Here is a 20,526-nt window from a genome sequence, read left to right on the forward strand (position 1 = left end):
TCATGTGGACCTGACGGTGGCAACGGCGTAACATGCCGCCAAATGCTGAGGGGCTCTCCGAAGGACGCACGCACGTGGCTATCTTCATGGACCGGCATGATCTTGCGGGGACATCCGCCGAAGACATAGCCGAGGCGCATCGCAGGGATCTGGCTGTCGAGGATCGGTATGGGGTGAAGTTCCTCACCTATTGGTATGACCAGCGACGCGGAACGGCGTTCTGCCTTATCGATGCGCCGGACGCCGAGACCGCGCAATGCGTGCATCGCGAGGCACATGGATTTGTCGCCGGTGAAGTGGTCGAGGTGGCGTTGTCGGCGGTCGAGGCATTCCTTGGGCGCATTCACGAGCCCGAGCAGAAGGCCGGCCGGCCCGATGCCGAAAGGGATGCCGGGCACAGGGCGATCCTGTTTACCGATATCGTGGGCTCGACGGAGATGACATCACGCCTTGGCGACCGCATGGCTGCGGAACTGGTGCGAGCGCATGATGCGATCGTGCGCCGTTGCCTGGCACAATGCGAGGGTCGGGAAGTGAAGCATACCGGCGACGGGATCATGGCCTCGTTTGTTTCGACGCACGCCGCCGTTGGCTGTGCCATGAGCATCCAGCGCGAATTCACCAGCTATAACAGCGGAACGCCGGAACCCATTCACGTTCGTATCGGCCTTGATTGCGGCGAGCCGATCGAAGACAGCCACGATCTCTTCGGCTCGACGGTGCAGCTCGCCGCTCGGCTCTGCGCGGCAGCCGGAGTCGATCAGATACTCGTATCGGAGAATATCTTCAGGGAGCACGGAGCCTCCGATCTCTTCGCCAACGCGGCGCGCCGACGTCTCAAGGGCTTTTCGAAGCCGGTGCTGGCATTCGAATGCGCCTGGAGCGACGCCGAGGGAGTTCTGTCGCAGTAGGCAAATCGCAATATCGATGTCGGCGCCGCAGGCAGGTTCGCGCCGAATGAACGCAACAGAGCCTGCGAAAACGGCGCCCTACCCCATCACGATCTGCAGCTTCACGTCACTCGGACGCGCTTCGACGGCGCGATCGAAGGCGGCAATGGAATCCTCGAAGCTGAATGTCTCCGAGATCAGCGGCTTGAGATCGACACGACCGGAGCCGAGCAGCGCAATCGAACGCTCGTATTGGTGTGCGTAGCGGAACACGGTCTCGATGCGGATTTCCTTTGTCGAGGCCGTCGAGACATCGAAGCCGATCGGATTGACCGGCAGACCGACGGCGACGATGACGCCGCCCGGACGGGGCAGTTCCATGATGGTTTCCCAGGCCTTTGGCGAGCCGGAGCATTCGAAGATCACATCAGCGCCCCAGCCATCCGTCAGGCGTGCCACTTCTTCGACGAGGTTCCTCTCGCGGATATTGACCGGGATGACACCCTGATATTGGGCGGCAATGTCGAGCTTTGGTTGGGCCAGATCAGCAACGACAGCGCGAGCACACCCACCGGCAAGAGCGGCAATCGCCACCATCGTGCCAATCGGACCGGCACCAAGCACGACGGCCGTATCGCCTGGGCTGATCTTCGCCTTTGCTGCGGCCTGCATGCCGACCGCGAAGGGCTCGACCATGGCGCCTTCTGCGAAGCTGACGCCATCAGGAAGCTTGTAGGTATAATTGGCCGGATGCACGACTTCTGATGTCAGCACCCCGTGGACCGGCGGAGTGGCCCAGAAGGTAACGGCCGGGTCGACATTGTACATTCCAAGGCGACTCGCCTTGGAGTTGGGGTCGGGGATACCGGGCTCCATGCAGACGCGGTCGCCGACTTTCAGATGCGTGACGCCGGCGCCGACCTCGACGACGGTGCCGGCCGCTTCGTGTCCGAGCACCATTGGCTCGTTGACGATGAAGGGACCGATCTTGCCATGGGTGTAGTAATGCACATCGGAACCGCAAACCCCAACGGTGTGGATCCTGATCTTCACCTGTTCCGGGCCTGTCTCCATTGGCAAATCAATGTCGCGAAGCGCGAGTTCATGCTGGCGCTCGAGCACCAGCGCGCGGACTTTGGCCATTTGTGTGTTTCCTTCCCGGTTGGCGCCCGCCGTGTCTGGGCGCGGCAGCTTTGGACGGACTATATGATCCGGAGCCTTCGCATTCAATCCGATCTAGAAGGCTTTTGCCCAATAAAAGTTCAAATGCTCATTTGCTTGAGGTCGGATCAGCTGGACCTGACGCGATTTATCGCTGACGATGGTCCACCGGGAACCGCCGATAAATTCATTTCTAGAAACTGGGTGCTTGCCTGAACTTTCCTCGATCAGTGGTTGGAAGCTTGGGTGATCTTTATGCCGTGCTTATATTTGTAGTCGTTTATCACGCTCGAACCTTTATCCCGTCTGAGCCTATGAACGCGGAGCCAGGCGACCCACGAAACCGGCTGGCGACAGCGACAGTCCTGGCCGATCCCCGGATCCGCCCGCACGAACGACAAGAGAGACTTCATGGACCTTTCGATGATCATCCGTCCCGAGCACACCTTCATCGGCGTGTCGGTGGCGACGAAATGGAAGGCGTTGGCGAATATTGCTGAGAAAGCCGCCATCGCCTTCCATGTCGAGGAGAGGAAGATACTCCAGGCTCTGGAGAGCCGTGAGAGCCTTGGATCGACGGGGATCGGCAATGGTGTCGCCGTTCCCCACGCTGTCGTGGAAGGGCTGACACATCCGCGTGGCTTGCTCGTGCGCTTTGCGCGGCCACTCGATTTCGAGGCCGTCGACGACGTGCCGACAGACATTGCCTTCGCGCTTCTGTTTGGCGAGGCCAACCGCGGCGAGTATCTGAACGTGCTGGCGGCAATCGCGCGTCAACTGCAGGCGCCGGGGGTTCTTGCAGCCATGCGCAAGGCCAGGACCGTCGAAGAACTCTATTCTGATTTCCTGGCGGATTCGCGTCTTTGACGAACCGATAGATCTCTCCGATTTGGCTCGGTGTGCCAGCGCCGCAGGCCCCAAGCTGCTGCCCCGACCCGGCAGACAGGATCGCACCGAATGCCTCTCGACCAAAGTTGGCCTCGTTCGGTGGACCCGCCAGCCGGTGCATCCGATCCGATTCCGGCAATATCGATGAGGATAAGCGACCGCAGACGGGCCGTGTTCAGGGGTGCACCTGAAGGTTCGGCGTGCCCGAGGGAGCAAGTGAATTTCCAAAGTGGCTTCCAAATGGGATGCCATTCCAGAGTTGAGGGAGGAACAGAAACATTCTTCGTTTCATTATACGACTGACTTGGTAGAGTTTCGGCCATCAACGAAGGAGGTTTCCATGCAGTCCATAAGGATCACACGGCTTCTCGCGGCTGTGGCGCTGGCAGGCAGCGTCGCAATCGGGGCTGTCGCTCCCGCACTCGCCGATCAGACGCTTCTCAACGTATCCTACGATCCGACGAGAGAACTGTATAAGGATTTCAACGCCGCCTTCGCTGCGAAGTGGCAGAAGGACACCGGTGAAGCGGTCACCGTCAAGGCTTCTCATGGTGGGTCCGGCGCACAGGCGCGTTCTGTCATCGACGGGCTTGATGCCGATGTCGTAACCCTCGCCCTCGAGGGCGATATCGACGCGATTGCCAAGAAGACTGGAAAGATCCCTGCCGACTGGAAGACGAAGTTCCCCAACAACTCGACGCCGTACACCTCCACGATCGTCTTCCTTGTGCGCAAGGGCAATCCGAAGGGCATCAAGGACTGGGCTGATCTGGTGAAGGATGATGTCCAGGTCATCACGCCCAACCCGAAGACGTCGGGTGGCGCGCGCTGGAACTTCCTGGCCGCCTGGGCATGGGCCAAGCAGGCCAATGGCGGCGATGACGCCAAGGCACAGGAATATGTAACAAAGCTCCTGCAGCATGTCCCGGTACTCGACACCGGTGCGCGCGGCGCAACAACAACCTTCGTGCAGCGCGGCCTCGGCGACGTCCTCCTTGCCTGGGAGAACGAGGCCTATCTCTCCCTGGAAGAACTTGGTCCCGATCAGTTCGAGATCGTCACCCCGGCATTCTCGATCCGCGCGGACCCGCCGGTCGCCGTCGTTGACGGCAACGTCGACAAGAAGGGCACCCGCAAGCTCGCTGAAGCCTATCTGAATTATCTCTATTCGGACGAAGGCCAGAAGATTGCTGCCAAGCACTTCTACCGGCCGATCAAGCCCGAAGCTGCCGACAAGGCAGACATTGCGCGCTTCCCGAACCTGAAGCTGGCGACAATCGATGATTTCGGCGGCTGGAAGGACGCGCAGCCGAAATTCTTCGGCGATGGCGGCGTATTTGACCAAATCTACAAGCCGGCACAATAATACGTCGCATGAAAGCATATAGCCCCACGCGGTGGCGGTTCAGACGGCCGAGCGTCATTCCAGGCTTTGGAATGGCGCTCGGCCTTACCTTGACCTGGCTCACCCTTCTGATCCTCATTCCGCTTTCGGGCCTTGCCTGGCGGTCGAGCGAGCTCGGCTGGACAAAATTCCTGGCCATCGCCTTCGATCCGCGAACGCTGAGTGCTCTTCGCATCAGCTTTGGAACCGCCTTCGCAGCCGCCTGCCTCAATGCCGCCTTCGGCGTCGTTCTGGCCTGGGTGCTCGTGCGATACCGCTTCCCTGGCAAACGCATCATAGATGCCATGGTCGATTTGCCCTTTGCATTGCCGACCGCCGTGGCCGGTATTGCGCTGGCAACACTCTATGCACCGAATGGCTGGATCGGCCAGTTCCTGACACCACTCGGCATCAAGATCGCCTTCACGCCGCTTGGTATCGTCATTGCCCTGGTCTTCGTCGGCCTTCCCTTCGTCGTGCGGACGGTCCAGCCCGTCATGGAGGAGATCGACAAGGAGGTGGAAGAAGCTGCCGCAACGCTTGGCGCCACGCGCCTGCAGACGATCTTCCGCGTTTTGCTGCCGGGCCTCGCCCCACCTGTCCTGACGGGTTTTGCGCTCGCCTTCGCCCGCGGCGTCGGCGAGTATGGCTCGGTGATCTTTATTGCCGGCAATCTTCCGTTTCGCTCGGAGATTGCGCCGCTTCTGATCGTCATCAAGCTCGAAGAATATAATTATGCAGCTGCGACGGGCATCGCGGCCGTGATGCTGGTCATCTCGTTTGCCATGTTGCTGATCATCAACCTCATCCAGAGCTGGAGCAGACGGAGATATGGTTATGGCACTTGATACCAGCGCTCAGCCGACAAAGGTGCGCTCCGCCGTTACCGAGCACCGGTTCGCGCGGTGGACGCTGATCCTTGTCTCTCTCACTTTCCTGACGCTGATCCTGCTTCTGCCCCTGGCAGCCGTTTTCGTCGAAGCCTTCCGCAAGGGGGCGGGACCGTTCCTCGAGGCGCTTCAGGACGAGGAGACCTTTTCTGCCATTCGCCTGACCCTCATCGTCGCGGGTGTCAGCGTGCCTCTCAACCTGTTTTTTGGAGTGGCGGCCGCCTGGGCGATTGCCAAGTTCGAGTTCAAGGGCAAGGCTCTTCTGACAACGTTGATCGACCTGCCCTTTTCGGTCTCGCCGGTCATTTCGGGCCTGGTCTTCGTCCTGTTGCTCGGTGCCAATACCTATCTTGGTCATTGGCTGAGCGCCTACAACATCAAGATCCTGTTTGCCGTTCCGGGGCTCATTCTCGCGACCATGTTCGTCACCTTTCCCTTCGTGGCGCGCGAGCTGATCCCCCTGATGCAGGAACAGGGGACGGGTGACGAAGAGGCGGCGATATCGCTCGGGGCCAGTGGCTGGCAGACCTTCTGGCATGTGACCTTGCCGAACATCAAATGGGGTCTGCTCTACGGCGTACTGCTCTGCAACGCCCGCGCCATGGGCGAGTTCGGCGCCGTTTCTGTGGTCTCCGGTCACATCCGGGGGCAGACGAACACCATGCCGCTGCAGGTGGAAATTCTCTATAACGAGTACAATTTCACCGGCGCGTTTGCCGTTGCCACCCTGCTTGCCTTGCTTGCGCTCGTGACCCTTGTTTTAAAGACGCTGCTCGAGATGCGATACAGCGAAGAAATCGCCGCCAGCCGACGGCACTGAAGGAATTAGAATGGAAGTTCGCGTACAAAACCTGCGCAAGGAATTCGAACGCTTTCCGGCGCTGCACGACGTCTCGCTCGACATACATTCCGGCGAACTGATTGCGCTGCTCGGACCGTCCGGTTCCGGCAAGACCACCTTGCTGCGTCTTATTGCCGGTCTCGAGAGCCCGACGGAAGGGTCGATCTATTTCGGCGACGAGGATGCATCGAAAAAGACCGTGCAGCAGCGCAATATCGGCTTCGTGTTCCAGCATTATGCTCTCTTCCGGCATATGACCGTGCTCGACAATGTCTCCTTCGGCCTGAAAGTGCGCGATGGCGCGCGGCGTCCGCCCAAGGCTGAGATCCGCAGGCGGGCTCTGGAGCTTCTCGACCTCGTTCAGCTCTCCGGCCTGGAGAAGCGCTATCCGGCCCAGCTTTCCGGCGGCCAGCGTCAGCGCGTGGCGCTTGCGCGCGCCATGGCGGTTGAGCCGAACGTGCTTCTGCTTGACGAGCCCTTCGGCGCGCTCGACGCCCAGGTGCGCAAGGACCTGCGCAAATGGCTGCGCGAGATCCATGATCGCACCGGCCACACCACCGTCTTCGTCACGCACGACCAGGACGAGGCGATGGAGCTTGCCGACCGCGTGGTCGTCATGAGCCAGGGCGCGATCGAGCAGATCGGAACACCCGACGACGTGTACGACAACCCAAATTCGCCCTTCGTCTTTGGCTTTGTCGGACAGTCGAACTGTCTCGACGTGCGGGTCAATGGCGGCGAGATCTGGTTCGAGGACCGGCCGCTCGGGCTGAAGGTCGAGAGCGAAGCGGATGGAGACGCCCAGCTTTACTTCCGGCCGCACGATATCGAGTTGCGGGACGGCTGCGCCGGTTGCATCGCCGGTCTGCTGACGACAAGCCGGCGCGTTGCCGGCACGCGCCATATCGAGGTCGACATCGGCAAGGGACATCCGCCCATCGAACTCGAACTGTCGCCTTCGCAGGCAGGGGCGCTCGATCGGACGCGGATCGCCTTCAGACCGACACGGTGGAAGTTGTTCCGGCCGGCTTCATAGTGACGGGTCCACGCGGTCGATAACGGTACGAATCAGCATGCCGCGCGGGCCGATTTCGGTGGTTGCATCCGCCGGGCAGCCATTACCGGCGATGGAAGATCTCTTTGTTTTTGGTGGGCGGCAGCAGTGCGAATCACCCTGCGCAGCCGGGCGAAAGGCGCCCAAATCAAATTGTGATACTAATTGGGTTTGAAATTTACCCGAAACGCAGGTAAAAAAGCGATCACTTAATCGAGAAGGGCTTACTACTCTAAATAGGGGGCACCTGACATTGAGGGCGCATACATCGTTGGGAAAATCTCTCGCCGGGATTTTGCTCGCGGGCGTGGCTGCTGCAGGCTGCACGACCGCACAGCAACCGGCTTCGAAGGTGGTGAGCGAAGCCACCAAGCCCAGGAATGCGGCGTACGCGGCGCAATCATCCAAAGTTACCTTCAATTATACGGCCAAGGATCGCGATTGCCTGAAGCGGGCAATGTACTTCGAATCCGAGCATTCTGATCGCGACGGCTACATGGCGGTCGGAACCGTGGTCATGAACCGTCTGACGTCGGGCGCCTATCCCGATTCAATTTGCGGTGTCGTCGCCCAACAGAGGCAGTTTGCACCTGGCGTGATGACGCGCGAAGTCGAGCCTGTGGCCGAGGTTGAACTGGCAGACGCCGCTGACGCAATCTTGCGTGGCGAACGGCATCCGGGCGTCAAGGACGCGATGTTCTTTCACACGGACGGTCTGACGTTTCCATATCGCAACATGCACTACGTGACGATTGCCGGCGGCAATGCGTTCTACGAGAAGCGTGGCCGGGACGGCGCGCTGCAGACGCCAGCACCCCTACCCGCATATGAAGTTGCAATGAACTATCTGCCGGGCCGCAGCATGATGCCCGCGCAGTTCGAGGCGCTTGTTCCGACGACGGTCCCTGTGCCGATCCCGATGCCAGGGACGGTGGCGACCTTGGGAACGGAACCGGCTGCTCCGGCACCGGCGGGAGATGTCGTGCCAGTCACCACCGACGCGGTGATACCGGTCGCCATTCCGACGCCGAGGCCGGACGTCGATAACGCCGTTCTGCGCGGCAGCCTCGCCCACGGCTGAGGCTGTTCGCCCTACTTCGCCCTGTTTCCATCGGCATCGAAGACGTGCAGATGCTGCGCGGGGAACGAGACGTTGATTGTCGGGCCGGATGTCAACGCCGCCCGGTCGAGCGTGAAGATCTTGAATGGCAGGCCGTGCAGCGACAGATGCAGGATGATGCCGAAACCGGTCGGCTCGACCAATTCGACGTTCGCGTTCAGACCGCCTTCGCTTGTAATCACAACATGCTCCGGACGAATGCCAAGCGTGACTTTAGCACCGTTTGTCAGCGATAGCGGCGCAGCGAGCGGGACAACCGTTCCGTCCTTCAGGCGGACCCCAGCGTCTGTGTAGGTCGCGTCCAGGAAATTCATGCCTGGCGAGCCGATGAAGCCGGCGACGAAGAGGTTGGCGGGGGTATCGTAGAGTTCGAGCGGGCTGCCGACCTGCTGCACGACACCGCCATGCATGGCAACGATCCTGTCAGCGAGCGTCATCGCCTCGATCTGGTCGTGGGTGACATAGATCGAGGTCGCCTTCAGGTCGCCATGCAGTTTCTTGATTTCCGCGCGCATCTGTTCGCGCAGGCGCGCGTCGAGGTTCGACAGCGGCTCATCGAAGAGGAAGGCTTTCGGCTGGCGCACGATGGCACGGCCCATGGCGACGCGCTGGCGCTGGCCGCCCGAAAGCGCCTTCGGCCGGCGTTCGAGCAGCGGGTCGAGGCCGAGCTTGGAGGCGGCAGCACCGACGGCGCTGGCGATCTTTTCCTTTGCGGTTTTGCGAAGCTTCAGGCTGTAGCTCATGTTGCCGGCGACATTCATGTGCGGATAGAGCGCATAGGACTGGAACACCATGGCAATGTCGCGGTCCTTCGGATGCAGCTCGTTGACGCGATTGCCGGCAATGCGGATCTCGCCGCCGGTAACGTCCTCGAGGCCAGCGATCATGCGCAGCAGGGTGGACTTGCCGCAGCCCGACGGGCCGACAAGCACGACGAACTCGCCGTCCTTGATCCTGAGGTCGACGTCATGCAGCACTTTGACGGGGCCATAGGCCTTCTTGACGTTCTGGATATCGATCGATGCCATTTTGATTAACCCTTGACCGCGCCGGCCGTCAGGCCCTGGACGAGATAACGCTGGATGAGCAGGAAGAAGAGACCGGCCGGGATGAGCGCGAGCACGCCCGCCGCCATCATCTGCCCGAAATCCACGGAGAATTTGGAAACGAAGGTCAAAAGCCCGACCGGGAAGGTCGCCGCGTCGTTGCCGTTGATCAGCATGAGGGCAAAGAGCAGTTCGCTCCACGCAGCGGTGAAGACGAAGCCGAGCGTTGCGGCGATGCCGGGAAGCGTCAGCGGCAGGATGATCTGCCGGAAGGCCGTAAACTGTGTTGCGCCGTCGATCATCGCTGCCTCCTCGAGATCCTTCGGAATGCCGTCGAAGAACGACTGCATCAGGAAGGTGGCAAAGGGCACGTTGAAGGCGGTGTAGACGACGACGAGACCGGTCAGGCTGTTTGTCAGGTGCAGTGGCGTCAGGATCTTGAAGATCGGCGCAACCAGCATGACAAGCGGGAACATCTGCGTCAGCAGCATCAAGGCGACGATCCAGTACTTCGCCCGGAAGTTGAAGCGCGACAGCGCATAGCCCGAAAGCGAAGCGCAGATTGTCACGACGACGGCGGTCGAGGCCGACACGATCAGGCTGTTCTTGAAGAAGGTCGGGAAGGCACTGTGCTGGATGACGAAGGAATAATGCTCAAAGGTTGTCCGTGAAGGCCACATCCGGACGCCTTCCGTATAGAGCAGGTCGTTCGGCGTCACCGACACCTTGAGGAGCCAGAACAGCGGAAACAGCGCAAAGACGATGTAGCAGAGAATGGCCAGGCGATGCGCGATGGTGGGGAGAAGGGATCGCTTCATGGCATCAATCCTTGTTCAGCAGGGTCTGCCGCAGCAGGATGATCAGCATCGAGTAGGCGAGCAGCAGGACGAGCAGCACCAGTGCTATTGCCGAGGCGTAACCGAAGTCCAGGCGCTTGAAGGCCTGCGTGAAGATGTAGCTCGCGACGATCTGCGTCCGGTCGGCCGGCCCGCCGCCGGTCATGACGACGATCAGGTCGGCGAAGTTGGAGACCCAGACGGTGCGCAGCAGCACGGTGATGGCAATCGTCGGTGCGAGGAAGGGCAAGGTGATCGAACGAAACCGCTGGAACCAGCCGGCGCCGTCGATGGAGGCAGCCTCATAGAGATCGCGCGGGATCGCCTGCAGTGCGGCAAGCAGGGTGATCGCGAAGAACGGAATGCCCCACCAGACATTGGCGATAATCGGTCCCCACATCGCATGTTGCGGATCGGAGAGGATGTTGGCAGGCTCGCTCATCAGCCCCAGCGCAAACAGCCAGTGCGGGATTGGCCCGATCACGGGATTGAATAGCCAGGCCCAGTTCAGACCGGCGAGGAAGGATGGGACAGCCCAAGGCAGAAAGACCAGAGCCTGCACGACACCCCTGCCCCAGAACGGCTTGTCGAGCAGAAGCGCGAGGATGAGGCCGAAGATGAACTGCAGGAGGACGGAGGCGCCCGTCCACAACAGCGTATTCTTCAAGGCACCGTAAAAAGCGGCATCTTGCGAGAGTGCACGGAAATGGTCGAGCCCGATGAAGCCGCCCGAAAAGGGATTGAGCAGCTGGATGTCACGAAACGCGTAGGACACCCCGATCACCAGTGGCACCAGCATCACCGCAATGATCAAGACCAGCGATGGCGCACTGTAGAGATAGGGTTCGGAGGCATCGGCGACGCGCTTCAGCCAGGGGCGTCTGTCCTGGCGCCTTTCCAGCGTATCGGCAGTCATGGTCATCAGACAAAATCCGTTTTGCGGCGCTCGTTGCGCCGTCGCAAGACAGGGAAGGAGGCGGCGGACAGGTCCGCCGCCGGTGGTCCGTTACTTCTTGGCGAGGAACTTCTGCTGTGCCTTGGTCAGATAATCTGCCCACTGGTCAGCCAGTTCCTTCGGCGTGATGTCGCCGAGAAGCGCCTGCTGGGTCGTCTTGATCGCGAGCGAATCCTTGAAGAAGGCGAACTCTTCGAGGTAGGTCGGCATCACGGTCGGGACGATATTCGGATCGGCCAGCTCCTCGAACCAACCCTTGAACTGATCGCCGGCATAGAAGGGGTCCTTCTCGGCCGAGGTATGAACCGGAAGTGCGCCCGTCCGCTTGTTCCACTCGATGTTGCCCTCAGGCGATTCAAGTGTCTCGATCAGCTTCCAGGAGAGATCCTTGTTCTGGCTGGTGGTGAACATCGACCAGCCGGCAAAGCCGATAGTCGTGAAGCCCTTGCCGCTCGGGCCGACCGGCATCTTGGTGACGCCGAAATCTTCCGGCTTCATGCGCTGGGCAACCGCGATCAGCGCATCCGGATCCTGGTCGAGCATCGCGCAGGTGCCCGAGTAGAAGCCGGCGACGGTTTCATTGAAGCCCCAGTTGACGCTGTCCTTCGGCGTCAGGCCCTTCTTGTAGAGATCGACAACCCATTCGAGACCCTTTGCCCAGCCTTCGCTGTTCATGGTCGAGGTGCCGTCCTCGTTGAAGAACTTGTTGGAGCCCGCCATTGTCGCGCCGAACATCACCCAGCCGTTCAGGCCGCCTGGACCACCGCGCAAGCAGTAACCGGACTTGCCCGGGAGCTTGGAGACCTTTTCGGAAGCTGCGACGAAATCGTCGAGCGTCTTCGGCGGCTCGGAAACGCCCGCTTCCTTGAAGAGGTTCTTGTTGTAGAACAGCGCACGCAGGTAGAAGCCGTAGGGCAGCATGTAGGCGGTGTTCTTGACGTCGCGGCCGAGTTCAAGGGCGCGCGGCGTCAGGCCCTTGGTGTGCTCCCATTTGGCAAGGTAGGGCTCGAGGCTTTCGAGCATGCCGTTGTTGGCATAAAGCGAAAGCCAGGTGTCGGGCATTTCCATCACGTCTGGCGTGTCGCCGGCCGAAACCATTGTCGCGAACTTCTGGAAGGCTTCGTTCCAGGGCAGCGAGATGATGTCGACCTTGGTGCCGGGGTTTGCGGCCTCGAACTTGCCGACGATCGATTTCAGGGTCTCGGTTCGTTCGGGGCTGGTGATGACCTCGACCAGTTTCAGCGTGGTATCGGCGAGCGCCGTACCGGCCATCATCGTGGCGAGTAGAGTGGCGGTGATCAGTCTTTTCATGCTTGCTCCCCCTTTTCAGGTTTTTCAGGTTGTCAACTCAAGAGGCGACCGCCAATGCCGCCTCGATGTCCTTCCACAGCGCCTCAGTTCCTTCGAGGCCGACGTGAAGGCGTACTGACCGCGCGTGGATCCCGAAGGTATGCGCGGAATTCGGTTGCGCCTTCTGCTGAAGGACGACCTCGCCTGGTACGATCAGGCTTTCATGCCCACCCCAGCTCACTCCCAGTTTGAAGAGCTTGAGGTGATCGGCGAAGGCGCGGATATCGACGCCCTCGCGGAATATGAAGGAAAACAGGCCCGACGTGCCGTTGAGGCCAGCCGGAAGCCGGTTGGCAAGGCCCGGATGGCAGACCGTCTCCACCACGTCGAGTTCCTGCAGGCGCCTGGCGATCGTCATCGCGGCCGCCTCATGCGCCCGCATACGGATCGGCAATGTGCGCAGGCCACGGATCAGAAGCCATGCGTCAAACGGCGAGAGCTTGCCGCCGAGATAGGGGTAGGCCTCTGCCTTGATGCGGGCGATCATCTCCTTCGAGCCGGCAACGACACCGGCAACGACGTCGCTGTGGCCGCCGAGGTATTTCGAGGCCGAATGGATGACGATATCGACGCCAAGTGAAATCGGCTGCTGGAAGTATGGGCTCGCCCAGCTATTGTCGATCATGGTGACGACGCCATGCTTCCTGGCAAGGGCCGCGAGCGCGCCGACATCATGGGCTTCCATCACCCAACTGGTCGGGCTTTCCATGTAGAAGACCTTGGCGCCGGGCAGCGCCTTGGCTACCGCCTCTTCATCGCGGCCATCGACATAGGTCACCTCGACCTTCATGCGCTTCAGGATCGTGCCGAACAGGCGGAAAGCATCGGGATAGACGTGCTTGACGGCAACGATCCGGTCGCCCGGCTCGACGAAGGAGAGCACCGCCGAGGAGATCGCTGCCATGCCGCTGGCAAAGCCGAGCGCATCTTCAGCGCCCTCGAGCTTTGCCAGCATTTCCTCGAACATGCGAACCGTCGGGTTGAGGCCGCGCGTATAGATCGGCCGGACCTTTTCGCCCCGATAGGAGGAGATCATGTCGTCATAGTCTGAAAAGGTAAAAAGCGACGTCTGAAAGATCGGTGGCACGACGGCTTCGGCGAAGTTTCCTTCGTCGTGTGCTGTGATGAGCGAGGCAAGATCGAACGCGTCTGCGCCGTTGTTCATTTCGACATTTCCTTGATATCTTCCTCGACGACCCCGAGGATCTTCAGTGTCTCTTCACGCGCGGCCTCGGCGTCCCGGGCAGCGATCGCGTTGAAGAGTGTGCGGTGAAAGGGAAACGAGCGGCGGGCGAAGTCCTCGCGCTCGAAGGGATGCTCCCAGAACTGCCAGAATGTCTCGCGCATCTGCTCGAGAAGCTGGCGGAAAAGCGGATTGTGGGTGGCATCGTAGATCGCCAGATGGAAGGCAAGGTCTTCAGGCCCCGACGTGCCCTTCTCTATGTGGACGCGCTCCATCTCGTTGAGGTTCTGCTCGATCAGGATGAGATCCTTGTCGGTCCGCTTGCGTGCGGCGACCATGCAGGCCTCGCACTCGATCCCGCGACGCACCTCGAGCGTTTGCAAAAGAGCGTTACGCAGATGGCCGGTATCAAGCGACAGCGGCATATGGATTGTCGCCTTCGAAACCGGTTTCAGCAGGTAAGTTCCGCTGCCCTTTCGGGTTTCGATGACGCCGAGCGCCTGGAAATGACGGATCGCTTCGCGGATCGTCGAACGGCCCACCATTAGCGCCGCCATCAGCTCGCGCTCCGCCGGCAGGCGATCGCCTGCCCTCAATTGCGCGCTCTGAACATACTCGGCCAGTGCATCGGTCACCTGACGTGCCCGATCCATGGCCGGAAGCGGCCGGATAACCGGCCTGTCGCTGCGTGGTGCCTTCATGGTTCCCAGAATTCTTATAGGCAGTCGACCTGAAAATTGGTCTGACGTCTTAGCATTTCCCAAAGCTGCGGAAACGTCAAGGGCAAGTCGGTAGTGTCGAGCGCGTCCGGTTTGTCGGAAATTCTCAATGGAAATTATGCGCCTAACCGGCTCAGTTCTGCGCGGAAACCAACATGGGGGTTTTAAAGGTTTGCGGCCGGCTCAAAGACCTTGTTGGCGGGAAAAGATGGAATGCGGTTTCCACCGGGATCGTGGCCGGATCGATGATCCCCTCGGCCTTTTGGTGCTTTTCGCATTCGGCCCTAGCCCGGCGACATTAGTCGCTTGTCTACTTCTTTTCGGAGTCGGGAGCGGGGCATTCACTGTGGCGCGCGCAACCATGCCTCTGGTGTTCTTCAAGAAGGCCGAATATGCGGCTGCAGTGTCCGTCATAGCTCTGCCTTTGAACCTGACCAGCGCGCTAGCTGCACCAGCACTTTCGGGCCTTCTGACGGTATCCGGCGAACTAATATTTTCTAAGCCGACAGAAGAGCGGATGGAGAGGGATGATCGAGCGTATCCTGAAGATTGACGGTCTGACGGCTCTATTCCGACGGCGCGCTGCTAATTGAGCATTGCATCGCGCCCTCTCCGATTTGAGAATTGCTGCACGAGCACGATGCCCTGCTCGAGAAGAATCTCTGCTGCCTTTATATCCTCAGGTCGAATATCGCCGGAAAGTCCTCGAATAGTAGCCGCAACGAATAGCGAGCTGGCGACGAAGCGGAGATCGCCCACATCCTCAGCCGCGTCTGCCGTAGCCTCGAGCGCCTCGGCTACGGTATCGAGCAGGCTTGATCTTTCAACCGCGGTCATATCGGCCAGAGTTTTCGAAATATCGTTCATGAATGTCTCCTCGCGCGTGCCGAAGACCGGTCCCGGCGCTGGTTTGCGATAAACTCGCGGGGGGTACCTGGCAGATGGAGAAGGTTTTCGAGCGACAAAGTAGTGGCAGCCGCGTGCCTATTGCATGGACAATTTGAGACGAAGCTAAATCTGACTATGCTTCCCTAATAAGTTAGGGTGAACGAACCACGTAGCAAGGGGCGCGCGGGGCTCAGTTGCTCCACACGTCGGCAAGCGACGGATCGCCGGCTGGCCAAACCGCACTGGTCGCCAACAACGCGCGGGGCAAGCTGAAGGATGGGCACCTCCACAATCGTTGGCGAGATCAAGTCCGCCGATGAGGGTGCGAAAGTGCGTTTGAAGGATTACAGCACTTCGAGGTTTATAGCTTTGGGGCCTTTACCCCTTTTATCTGGCTCGGTATCGAATGAGACCTTCTGACCTTCGTGAAGGGATTGAATACCAGAAGCCTGAAGGGCCGAGATGTGCACAAACACGTCATTGCCACCGCCCTCGGGGCTTATGAAGCCAAACCCTTTGTCGGAATTGAAGAATTTAACTGTACCCGTTGGCATAGCTTACCTCTTGAACTACGAGACGGCTCCAACATGTAGCCGACGGGCGTCCTTCGCAAGGGAAAATACGGTAGCGCAGCGTTGCCGCTCAAAGTCCAGTCAGCAAGCTGGAATTGGATGGAGCTCTTGCTGTGTCGTCCAACTTGTCACAGTTACTTGAGACTCAGTCGATGACGAGCAGGACAAGATCGTGGAATTTTCGCCGGGAAACAGGCTTCCGGCTAGCTTTGAAAACCGGGCTCTCGTTACAGGTGCCGAGACTCTTGTTTTTGGCGCAAATGCATGAAACAGCCTACAAAGAATCAATGGGTTAGCCAGACAAAGAGGACATTGTCATCTAGCCGGAGCATGTAGAGCGTGTCTCTCAGTCTATCTAAGCAGGGGGCTGTTGCCTCACGCTGAAGATAACGAGCGGCCCCGTTGATTTGTCTTATGGCGTGCGTGTGGCGCGCAGTTTACGCTCCAGAGTGCGGCAATAAGTGGCTTCGACTCTCGAAGAAGAACGGTCAGTTGTATTATCAAATATCAGAGAAACAACCTGCAATCGACCGTCCAAAGTTACAGGCTTGAGCGACCGTCAAAGGAGACCCTTACCCTTGAGATCGGCAGCGAAGCTGGCGAGCGGCATAACAAGCGTGAGCGGCTGGTCCTTCAGCGGCTCGGCCCCATAGCTGCCATACCATTGGGCAGCGCGCTCGCCCTTTGCGTCGATAATCAGTAGCACGCCGCCGGCTTCGGACGCGATCCGCAGGCAGCGAAGCGCCGCGGCCGCGAGAAGCTGGCCACCCAATCCATGGCTTGCTACGGAGACATCCGTTGCAATCCGAGCCAGCTTGAACCCAGAAACTTCATGCTGGGCCAGCCCCTTCGTCATCGACGCCGGCACGCCTGTGTGTACCACGGAGGAGGGGGCGATCGTGTAGAATCCCAACACACGATTGGGCTCAGAAGTGTCGATCGCGCAGAATGTCTTTGAGGCGTTCTGTTCGTGGCTTTGACGCGCATAGCGTCGGAAAAAGTCGTTCATCGTTGGATCGCCGCAATCGAAGGACTGACGATCATGCGATTTCGCGATGGCTTCCTCTCTCCAGGCGGGCAGCGTCATAGAGTGTCAGGCAACCCTGCTATTGCCGCCCGCAGCTTCGCATTGGGCTTGGGCGGATTTTCCAGCAGCTCGAGCACGCGCGCATGATCGCGCGCGGTCAGGCGAACGACCTCGGCCGCCTCGATCACGGCTTCGGCTTCGCGTAAGGCGGTCTGGGTCACGAAGTTGGTCAGGTCGGTGTTGCGCAGCGCAGCGGCGCGCACGAGCTTGGCCTTCGTTTCTGGCGAAACCCGCAAATTCATGCGCTTGTTGTCATCTACGGCAGCCTGGGGCATCTCCGTCTTTCTCCTAAATCGTACATGTTCAAGATGTACGCGATTGCACCCGATTTTTCAAGATGGTGCGTCTTGATGGTGTACGCTGCCCACCCAACCCCCCGGGGGCGCTGCCGGGCTTCCCGCAGAAGGGTTAGGCCGAGATCGTCGCTCGGCCACAGGCCATGGAGACTTGCATATATTGCCGATGCAGGTGGATTGCCCTCGAGCAAGGTGTCAGACGGAACATCGAAAGCATCAGAGAGGTCAACGAGCAAATAGTGCCGCCCGCGCTACCAAACCGGAAACGGATCTTCGAGTGCGGACCAGTCCCGCGGATCCGCACTGGCCAGACACTCGTCCAACGCGCCGCGAACGCCTGTCTCATCCATGCCCACACCAATGAACACCAGCTCCTGCCGACGATCACCCCAGGCGCTGTCCCAGTGGCTCTCCAGACGTTCACGAAACTGCGGATGGACAGGCCAATCTTGCCGGGGCACCGCCGCCCACCAGAGCCCCATCGGTTCGCAGCGCCGCTGCACTCCGGCAGCCGACAGCAGACCCACGTGACGCGGGCGCGTGGCAAGCCAGAAATGGCCCTTTGCGCGAATGACGCCCGCCCAGGGCTCATCCAGGAATGCGCGAAATCGCATGGGATCGAAGGGACGCCTTGTCCTGTAGACAAAGCTCGACACCCCATATTCCTCCGTCTCTGGAACATGGGTGCCTGGGCTGTAGAGCTCCTTGTGCCACAACGGGTGGGCGGCTGCCTTTGCCTCATCGAAGCGGCCGGTGTTGAGAACGGTCGCGAGAGGAATCCTGCCGAAATCCGTCTCCACCTGGAGCGCATCCGGATTGAGTGCGGCAACCACCCGGCGAACCTCGGCGCGAACGTCTTCGGTCGTATCCGAGACCTTGTTGATTACCACAACGTCGGCAAATTCGATCTGATCGACCAAAAGGTCAATAAAGGTTCGCCGGTCCTCACTGTCACGCTCCAGGCCATGATCACGGAGCAGGTCTGCGCTGCTGTAGTCGGCAAGAAGGCTTGCCGCGTCGACGACTGTGATCATCGTGTCAAGTTTCGCAAAATCGGATAGGGAGATCCCGTTTTCGTCGCGGAACGAAAAGGTTGCGGCGATGGGGCGTGGCTCGGCAATCCCAGTCCCCTCGATCAACAGATAGTCGTATCGCCCTTCCTCGGCCAGTCGCCGAACTTCCGTCAACAGGTCGTCGCGCAGGGTGCAGCATATGCAACCATTGCTCAGCTCGACCAATGTCTCTGTCGTATGCGACAGGTTGGAGCCGCCATCTCGAATGAGGCTGGCGTCTATGTTCACTTCGCTCATGTCGTTGACAATGACGGCGACCCGCAAGCCCTCGCGGTTGGCCAGTACATGGTTGAGGAGTGCCGTCTTGCCAGCCCCGAGAAAACCGGCGAGCACTGTCACCGGCAGCCTCTTTGTTCCTTCCATCGGCATCCTTTCGATGTCGGCATTTGCGACGGATATTTGCCGCGGCAAGAACCTGCATTGCATTCATTGCATCTGAAGTCGGCCTCTCACTTCGGCCGACTCATCACGCTGCGAGTTGCGGCCGGAAGACCACGTCGGCCCAGTAGTTCGCCGAATCAAAGGTGCTGGTCGGGAAGAGACCCGCGGTCGCGGACCCGCCATAGCTGTAGACGCCGTTCCCACCGGCGGCGGCACTTGAGAGGGCCGTCAGAGGACCGTTGGTGACGTCGCTGGTGAAAAAGCCGTCGGTCGCCACATAGGCACCAGTCGTGTGGTAGGACGCCACATAGGTAGTGTTGGCGGTGATGGTGACCGGCGTTGCAAAGTTCACCGTCTGCCAGCCGCTGCCGGTGGTGCCGGAATAGGTGGCGGTGGCGAGCTTGGTGCCTCCGGTCGTCCACAGGTCGACGACGTTCTGGCCGTTGTCGTTGGCGCTGCGGTAGAACTTGATACCGGTGATATCGCCGGCAACGTTTGCCTGGAACTTGACGCCGAGCTCGAGTTGCTGGCCATCGTTGAGGTTCGTCTGGGCCGGTGTGCTGGAAGCGCTGAACAAGCTATAGGTCACAGGCGCTGCCGCCGTATTGATGCTGAAGGTCTCGCTGGTGGCGAGGCCGGCAATGTCGGTTGCCGTCACCTTGATGTCTGACGTGCCTGATGTCGTCGGCGTACCGCTGAAGGTGCGCGTCGAGGCATTGAAGCTCAGCCAGGTGGGAAGAGCGGTGCCGTTGGCAGAGGTTGCCGTGTAGGTAAGCGTGTCGCCGCTGTCGACATCGGTGAAGGTGCCGGCCGGCAGCACGAAGGAGAAGGCGGTGCCGGCCGTGGCATTCTGGGTGGCGGTCTGGGCCGCCAGAACAGGGGCGTCGTCGGCACCGTGGATGGTGATCGTCAGTGAGGCCGTGGCGGTGGCGCCTGCGGCGTCACGCATGGTGTAACTGAAGACCTCGTTCAGCGTGTTGGTCGATTGCCGCAGCGCCTGCACCGCGGAGTTGGTCTCGTTGATCGTATAGCTATAGGCGCCTGTCGCATCGATCAGCAGGCTGCCATAGGTGCCGGAAAGTGCGGTGCCGAGCGTGCCTGTCGTCGCGCCGAAGCTGATCGCCGTGACGGCCTTGGTGTCGTTTTGATCCGGATCGGTGTCGTTGGCAAGCACGTTGCCGCTGGCGACAGAACCGCCCGAACCATTGGCAATGCCGCCCTTCTCGGTCGCATCGCCAGCGTCGGCAACCGCCGTCGGCGTCGTGTTGCCCGCGATCGTCGTGGTAATATTGAAGGTCTCGCTGGTGGCGAGGCCGGCAATGTCGGTTGCCGTCACCTTGATGCCTGAGGTGCCTGTTGCCGTCGGCGTACCGCTGAAGGTCTGCGTCGCGGCGTTGAAGCTCAGCCAGGTGGGAAGAACCGAGCCGTCGGCAGATGTTGCCGTGTAGGTGAGCGTTTCGCCGCTGTCGACATCGGTGAAGGTGCCGGCCGCTAACGCGAACGAGAAGGCGGTATTGACCGTGGCATTCTGGGTGGCGGTCTGGACCGCCAGAACCGGCGCGTCGTCGGCGCCGTGGATGGTGATCGTCAGCGCGGCCGTGGCGGTGGCCCCGGCGGTGTCACGCATGGTGTAGCTGAAAACCTCGCTCAGCGTGTTGGTCGACAGCCGCAGCGCCTGCACCGCGGAGTTGATTTCGTTGATCGTATAGGTATAGGCACCCGAGGCCGCGAGGACGAGACTGCCATAGGCACCGGCAAGTGCGGTGCCGAGCGTGCCTGTTGTTGAGCCGAAGCTGACTGCCGTGACCGTCTTGGTGTCGCCGGCGTCAGGATCGGTGTCGTTAGTCAGTACGTTGCCACTGGCGACAGAACCACCCGAGCCATTGGCAACACCGCCCTTCTCGGTCGCATC

At 60.3% G+C, this 20,526-nt stretch carries 21 protein-coding genes; 8 read left to right on the forward strand and 13 right to left on the reverse strand.

Annotation, left to right across the window (positions count from 1 at the left end; translation table 11 throughout):
• The first annotated feature begins 74 nt into the window (after positions 1-74).
• Positions 75-911, forward strand: coding sequence for a nickel-binding protein (locus AS026_RS09405; protein WP_062369539.1), 837 nt, complete (start codon positions 75-77; stop codon positions 909-911).
• Positions 912-989: 78 nt separating this feature from the next.
• Here the strand turns inward: AS026_RS09405 and AS026_RS09410 are convergent, their stop codons facing one another.
• Positions 990-2,033: an NAD(P)-dependent alcohol dehydrogenase gene (locus AS026_RS09410; protein WP_062369520.1), complete on the reverse strand. Its 1,044-nt coding sequence runs from the start codon at positions 2,031-2,033 to the stop codon at positions 990-992.
• 429 nt (positions 2,034-2,462) lie between these two features.
• Between AS026_RS09410 and AS026_RS09420 the strand changes: the two genes are divergently transcribed.
• From AS026_RS09420 to AS026_RS09445, 6 genes are all read left to right on the forward strand, one after another.
• Positions 2,463-2,918, forward strand: coding sequence for a PTS sugar transporter subunit IIA (locus tag AS026_RS09420; protein WP_018855421.1), 456 nt, complete (start codon positions 2,463-2,465; stop codon positions 2,916-2,918).
• Positions 2,919-3,279: 361 nt separating this feature from the next.
• Positions 3,280-4,305 (forward strand): sulfate ABC transporter substrate-binding protein, encoded by a 1,026-nt coding sequence (locus tag AS026_RS09425; protein ID WP_018855420.1) that lies wholly within the window; start codon positions 3,280-3,282, stop codon positions 4,303-4,305.
• Between the two features lie 8 nt (positions 4,306-4,313).
• Positions 4,314-5,171, forward strand: coding sequence for a sulfate ABC transporter permease subunit CysT (cysT, locus tag AS026_RS09430; protein WP_025658308.1), 858 nt, complete (start codon positions 4,314-4,316; stop codon positions 5,169-5,171).
• Positions 5,161-6,033 carry a sulfate ABC transporter permease subunit CysW gene (cysW, locus tag AS026_RS09435; RefSeq protein WP_062369522.1) on the forward strand — a complete coding sequence of 291 codons (873 nt, stop codon included), beginning with the start codon at positions 5,161-5,163 and terminating at the stop codon, positions 6,031-6,033. Before cysT ends, cysW begins: the two co-directional genes overlap by 11 nt.
• Positions 6,034-6,043: 10 nt before the next feature.
• Positions 6,044-7,090, forward strand: a complete 1,047-nt coding sequence (locus tag AS026_RS09440; RefSeq protein WP_062369523.1) for a sulfate/molybdate ABC transporter ATP-binding protein — start codon at positions 6,044-6,046, stop codon at positions 7,088-7,090.
• 271 nt (positions 7,091-7,361) lie between these two features.
• Entirely contained in the window at positions 7,362-8,189 is an 828-nt protein-coding gene (locus tag AS026_RS09445) for a cell wall hydrolase (RefSeq protein WP_062369524.1), read from the forward strand.
• Between the two features lie 11 nt (positions 8,190-8,200).
• On the opposite strand, the gene AS026_RS09450 is transcribed toward AS026_RS09445, so the two are convergent.
• The 6 genes from AS026_RS09450 to AS026_RS09475 all read right to left on the reverse strand — a co-directional run bounded on the left by AS026_RS09450 (position 8,201) and on the right by AS026_RS09475 (position 14,299).
• Positions 8,201-9,256, reverse strand: a complete 1,056-nt coding sequence (locus tag AS026_RS09450; protein WP_062369525.1) for an ABC transporter ATP-binding protein — start codon at positions 9,254-9,256, stop codon at positions 8,201-8,203.
• A gap of 5 nt (positions 9,257-9,261) precedes the next feature.
• Positions 9,262-10,092 (reverse strand): carbohydrate ABC transporter permease, encoded by an 831-nt coding sequence (locus tag AS026_RS09455; protein ID WP_025658303.1) that lies wholly within the window; start codon positions 10,090-10,092, stop codon positions 9,262-9,264.
• 4 nt (positions 10,093-10,096) lie between these two features.
• Positions 10,097-11,032 (reverse strand): carbohydrate ABC transporter permease, encoded by a 936-nt coding sequence (locus AS026_RS09460; protein WP_018855413.1) that lies wholly within the window; start codon positions 11,030-11,032, stop codon positions 10,097-10,099.
• 84 nt (positions 11,033-11,116) lie between these two features.
• The gene (locus AS026_RS09465) at positions 11,117-12,376 is read right to left on the reverse strand and encodes an ABC transporter substrate-binding protein (RefSeq protein ID WP_025658301.1); all 1,260 of its coding nucleotides are present in this window, start codon (positions 12,374-12,376) and stop codon (positions 11,117-11,119) included.
• A 37-nt stretch (positions 12,377-12,413) separates the two neighbouring features.
• Positions 12,414-13,580 carry a PLP-dependent transferase gene (locus tag AS026_RS09470; protein WP_018855411.1) on the reverse strand — a complete coding sequence of 389 codons (1,167 nt, stop codon included), beginning with the start codon at positions 13,578-13,580 and terminating at the stop codon, positions 12,414-12,416.
• Entirely contained in the window at positions 13,577-14,299 is a 723-nt protein-coding gene (locus AS026_RS09475; RefSeq protein WP_025658300.1) for a FadR/GntR family transcriptional regulator, read from the reverse strand. Before AS026_RS09475 ends, AS026_RS09470 begins: the two co-directional genes overlap by 4 nt.
• 127 nt (positions 14,300-14,426) lie before the next feature.
• Here AS026_RS09475 and AS026_RS09480 point away from each other — a divergent pair, with 127 nt between their 5' ends.
• A complete protein-coding gene (locus AS026_RS09480; RefSeq protein WP_131815292.1) occupies positions 14,427-14,870 on the forward strand; it encodes an MFS transporter in 444 nt (147 codons plus the stop codon).
• Positions 14,871-14,902: 32 nt separating this feature from the next.
• Here the strand turns inward: AS026_RS09480 and AS026_RS09485 are convergent, their stop codons facing one another.
• The 6 genes from AS026_RS09485 to AS026_RS09510 form a co-directional block, all read right to left on the reverse strand.
• Entirely contained in the window at positions 14,903-15,184 is a 282-nt protein-coding gene (locus AS026_RS09485; RefSeq protein WP_062369527.1) for a hypothetical protein, read from the reverse strand.
• A 365-nt stretch (positions 15,185-15,549) separates the two neighbouring features.
• Entirely contained in the window at positions 15,550-15,759 is a 210-nt protein-coding gene (locus AS026_RS09490; RefSeq protein ID WP_062369528.1) for a cold-shock protein, read from the reverse strand.
• Positions 15,760-16,336: 577 nt separating this feature from the next.
• Positions 16,337-16,864, reverse strand: coding sequence for a hypothetical protein (locus tag AS026_RS09495; protein ID WP_062369529.1), 528 nt, complete (start codon positions 16,862-16,864; stop codon positions 16,337-16,339).
• Positions 16,861-17,193 (reverse strand): type II toxin-antitoxin system TacA family antitoxin, encoded by a 333-nt coding sequence (locus AS026_RS09500; protein ID WP_280950872.1) that lies wholly within the window; start codon positions 17,191-17,193, stop codon positions 16,861-16,863. The genes AS026_RS09495 and AS026_RS09500 overlap by 4 nt, the downstream gene beginning before the upstream one ends.
• A 218-nt stretch (positions 17,194-17,411) precedes the next feature.
• Complete coding sequence (locus AS026_RS09505; protein ID WP_062369540.1) at positions 17,412-18,596, reverse strand: GTP-binding protein; 1,185 nt, start codon at positions 18,594-18,596, stop codon at positions 17,412-17,414.
• A gap of 103 nt (positions 18,597-18,699) precedes the next feature.
• A partial coding sequence (locus AS026_RS09510; RefSeq protein ID WP_131815293.1) for a DUF4082 domain-containing protein occupies positions 18,700-20,526 on the reverse strand: 1,827 nt, incomplete at its 5' end.

This window comes from Rhizobium altiplani, from assembly GCF_001542405.1.
GTDB classification, from domain to species: Bacteria; Pseudomonadota; Alphaproteobacteria; order Rhizobiales; family Rhizobiaceae; genus Rhizobium; species Rhizobium altiplani.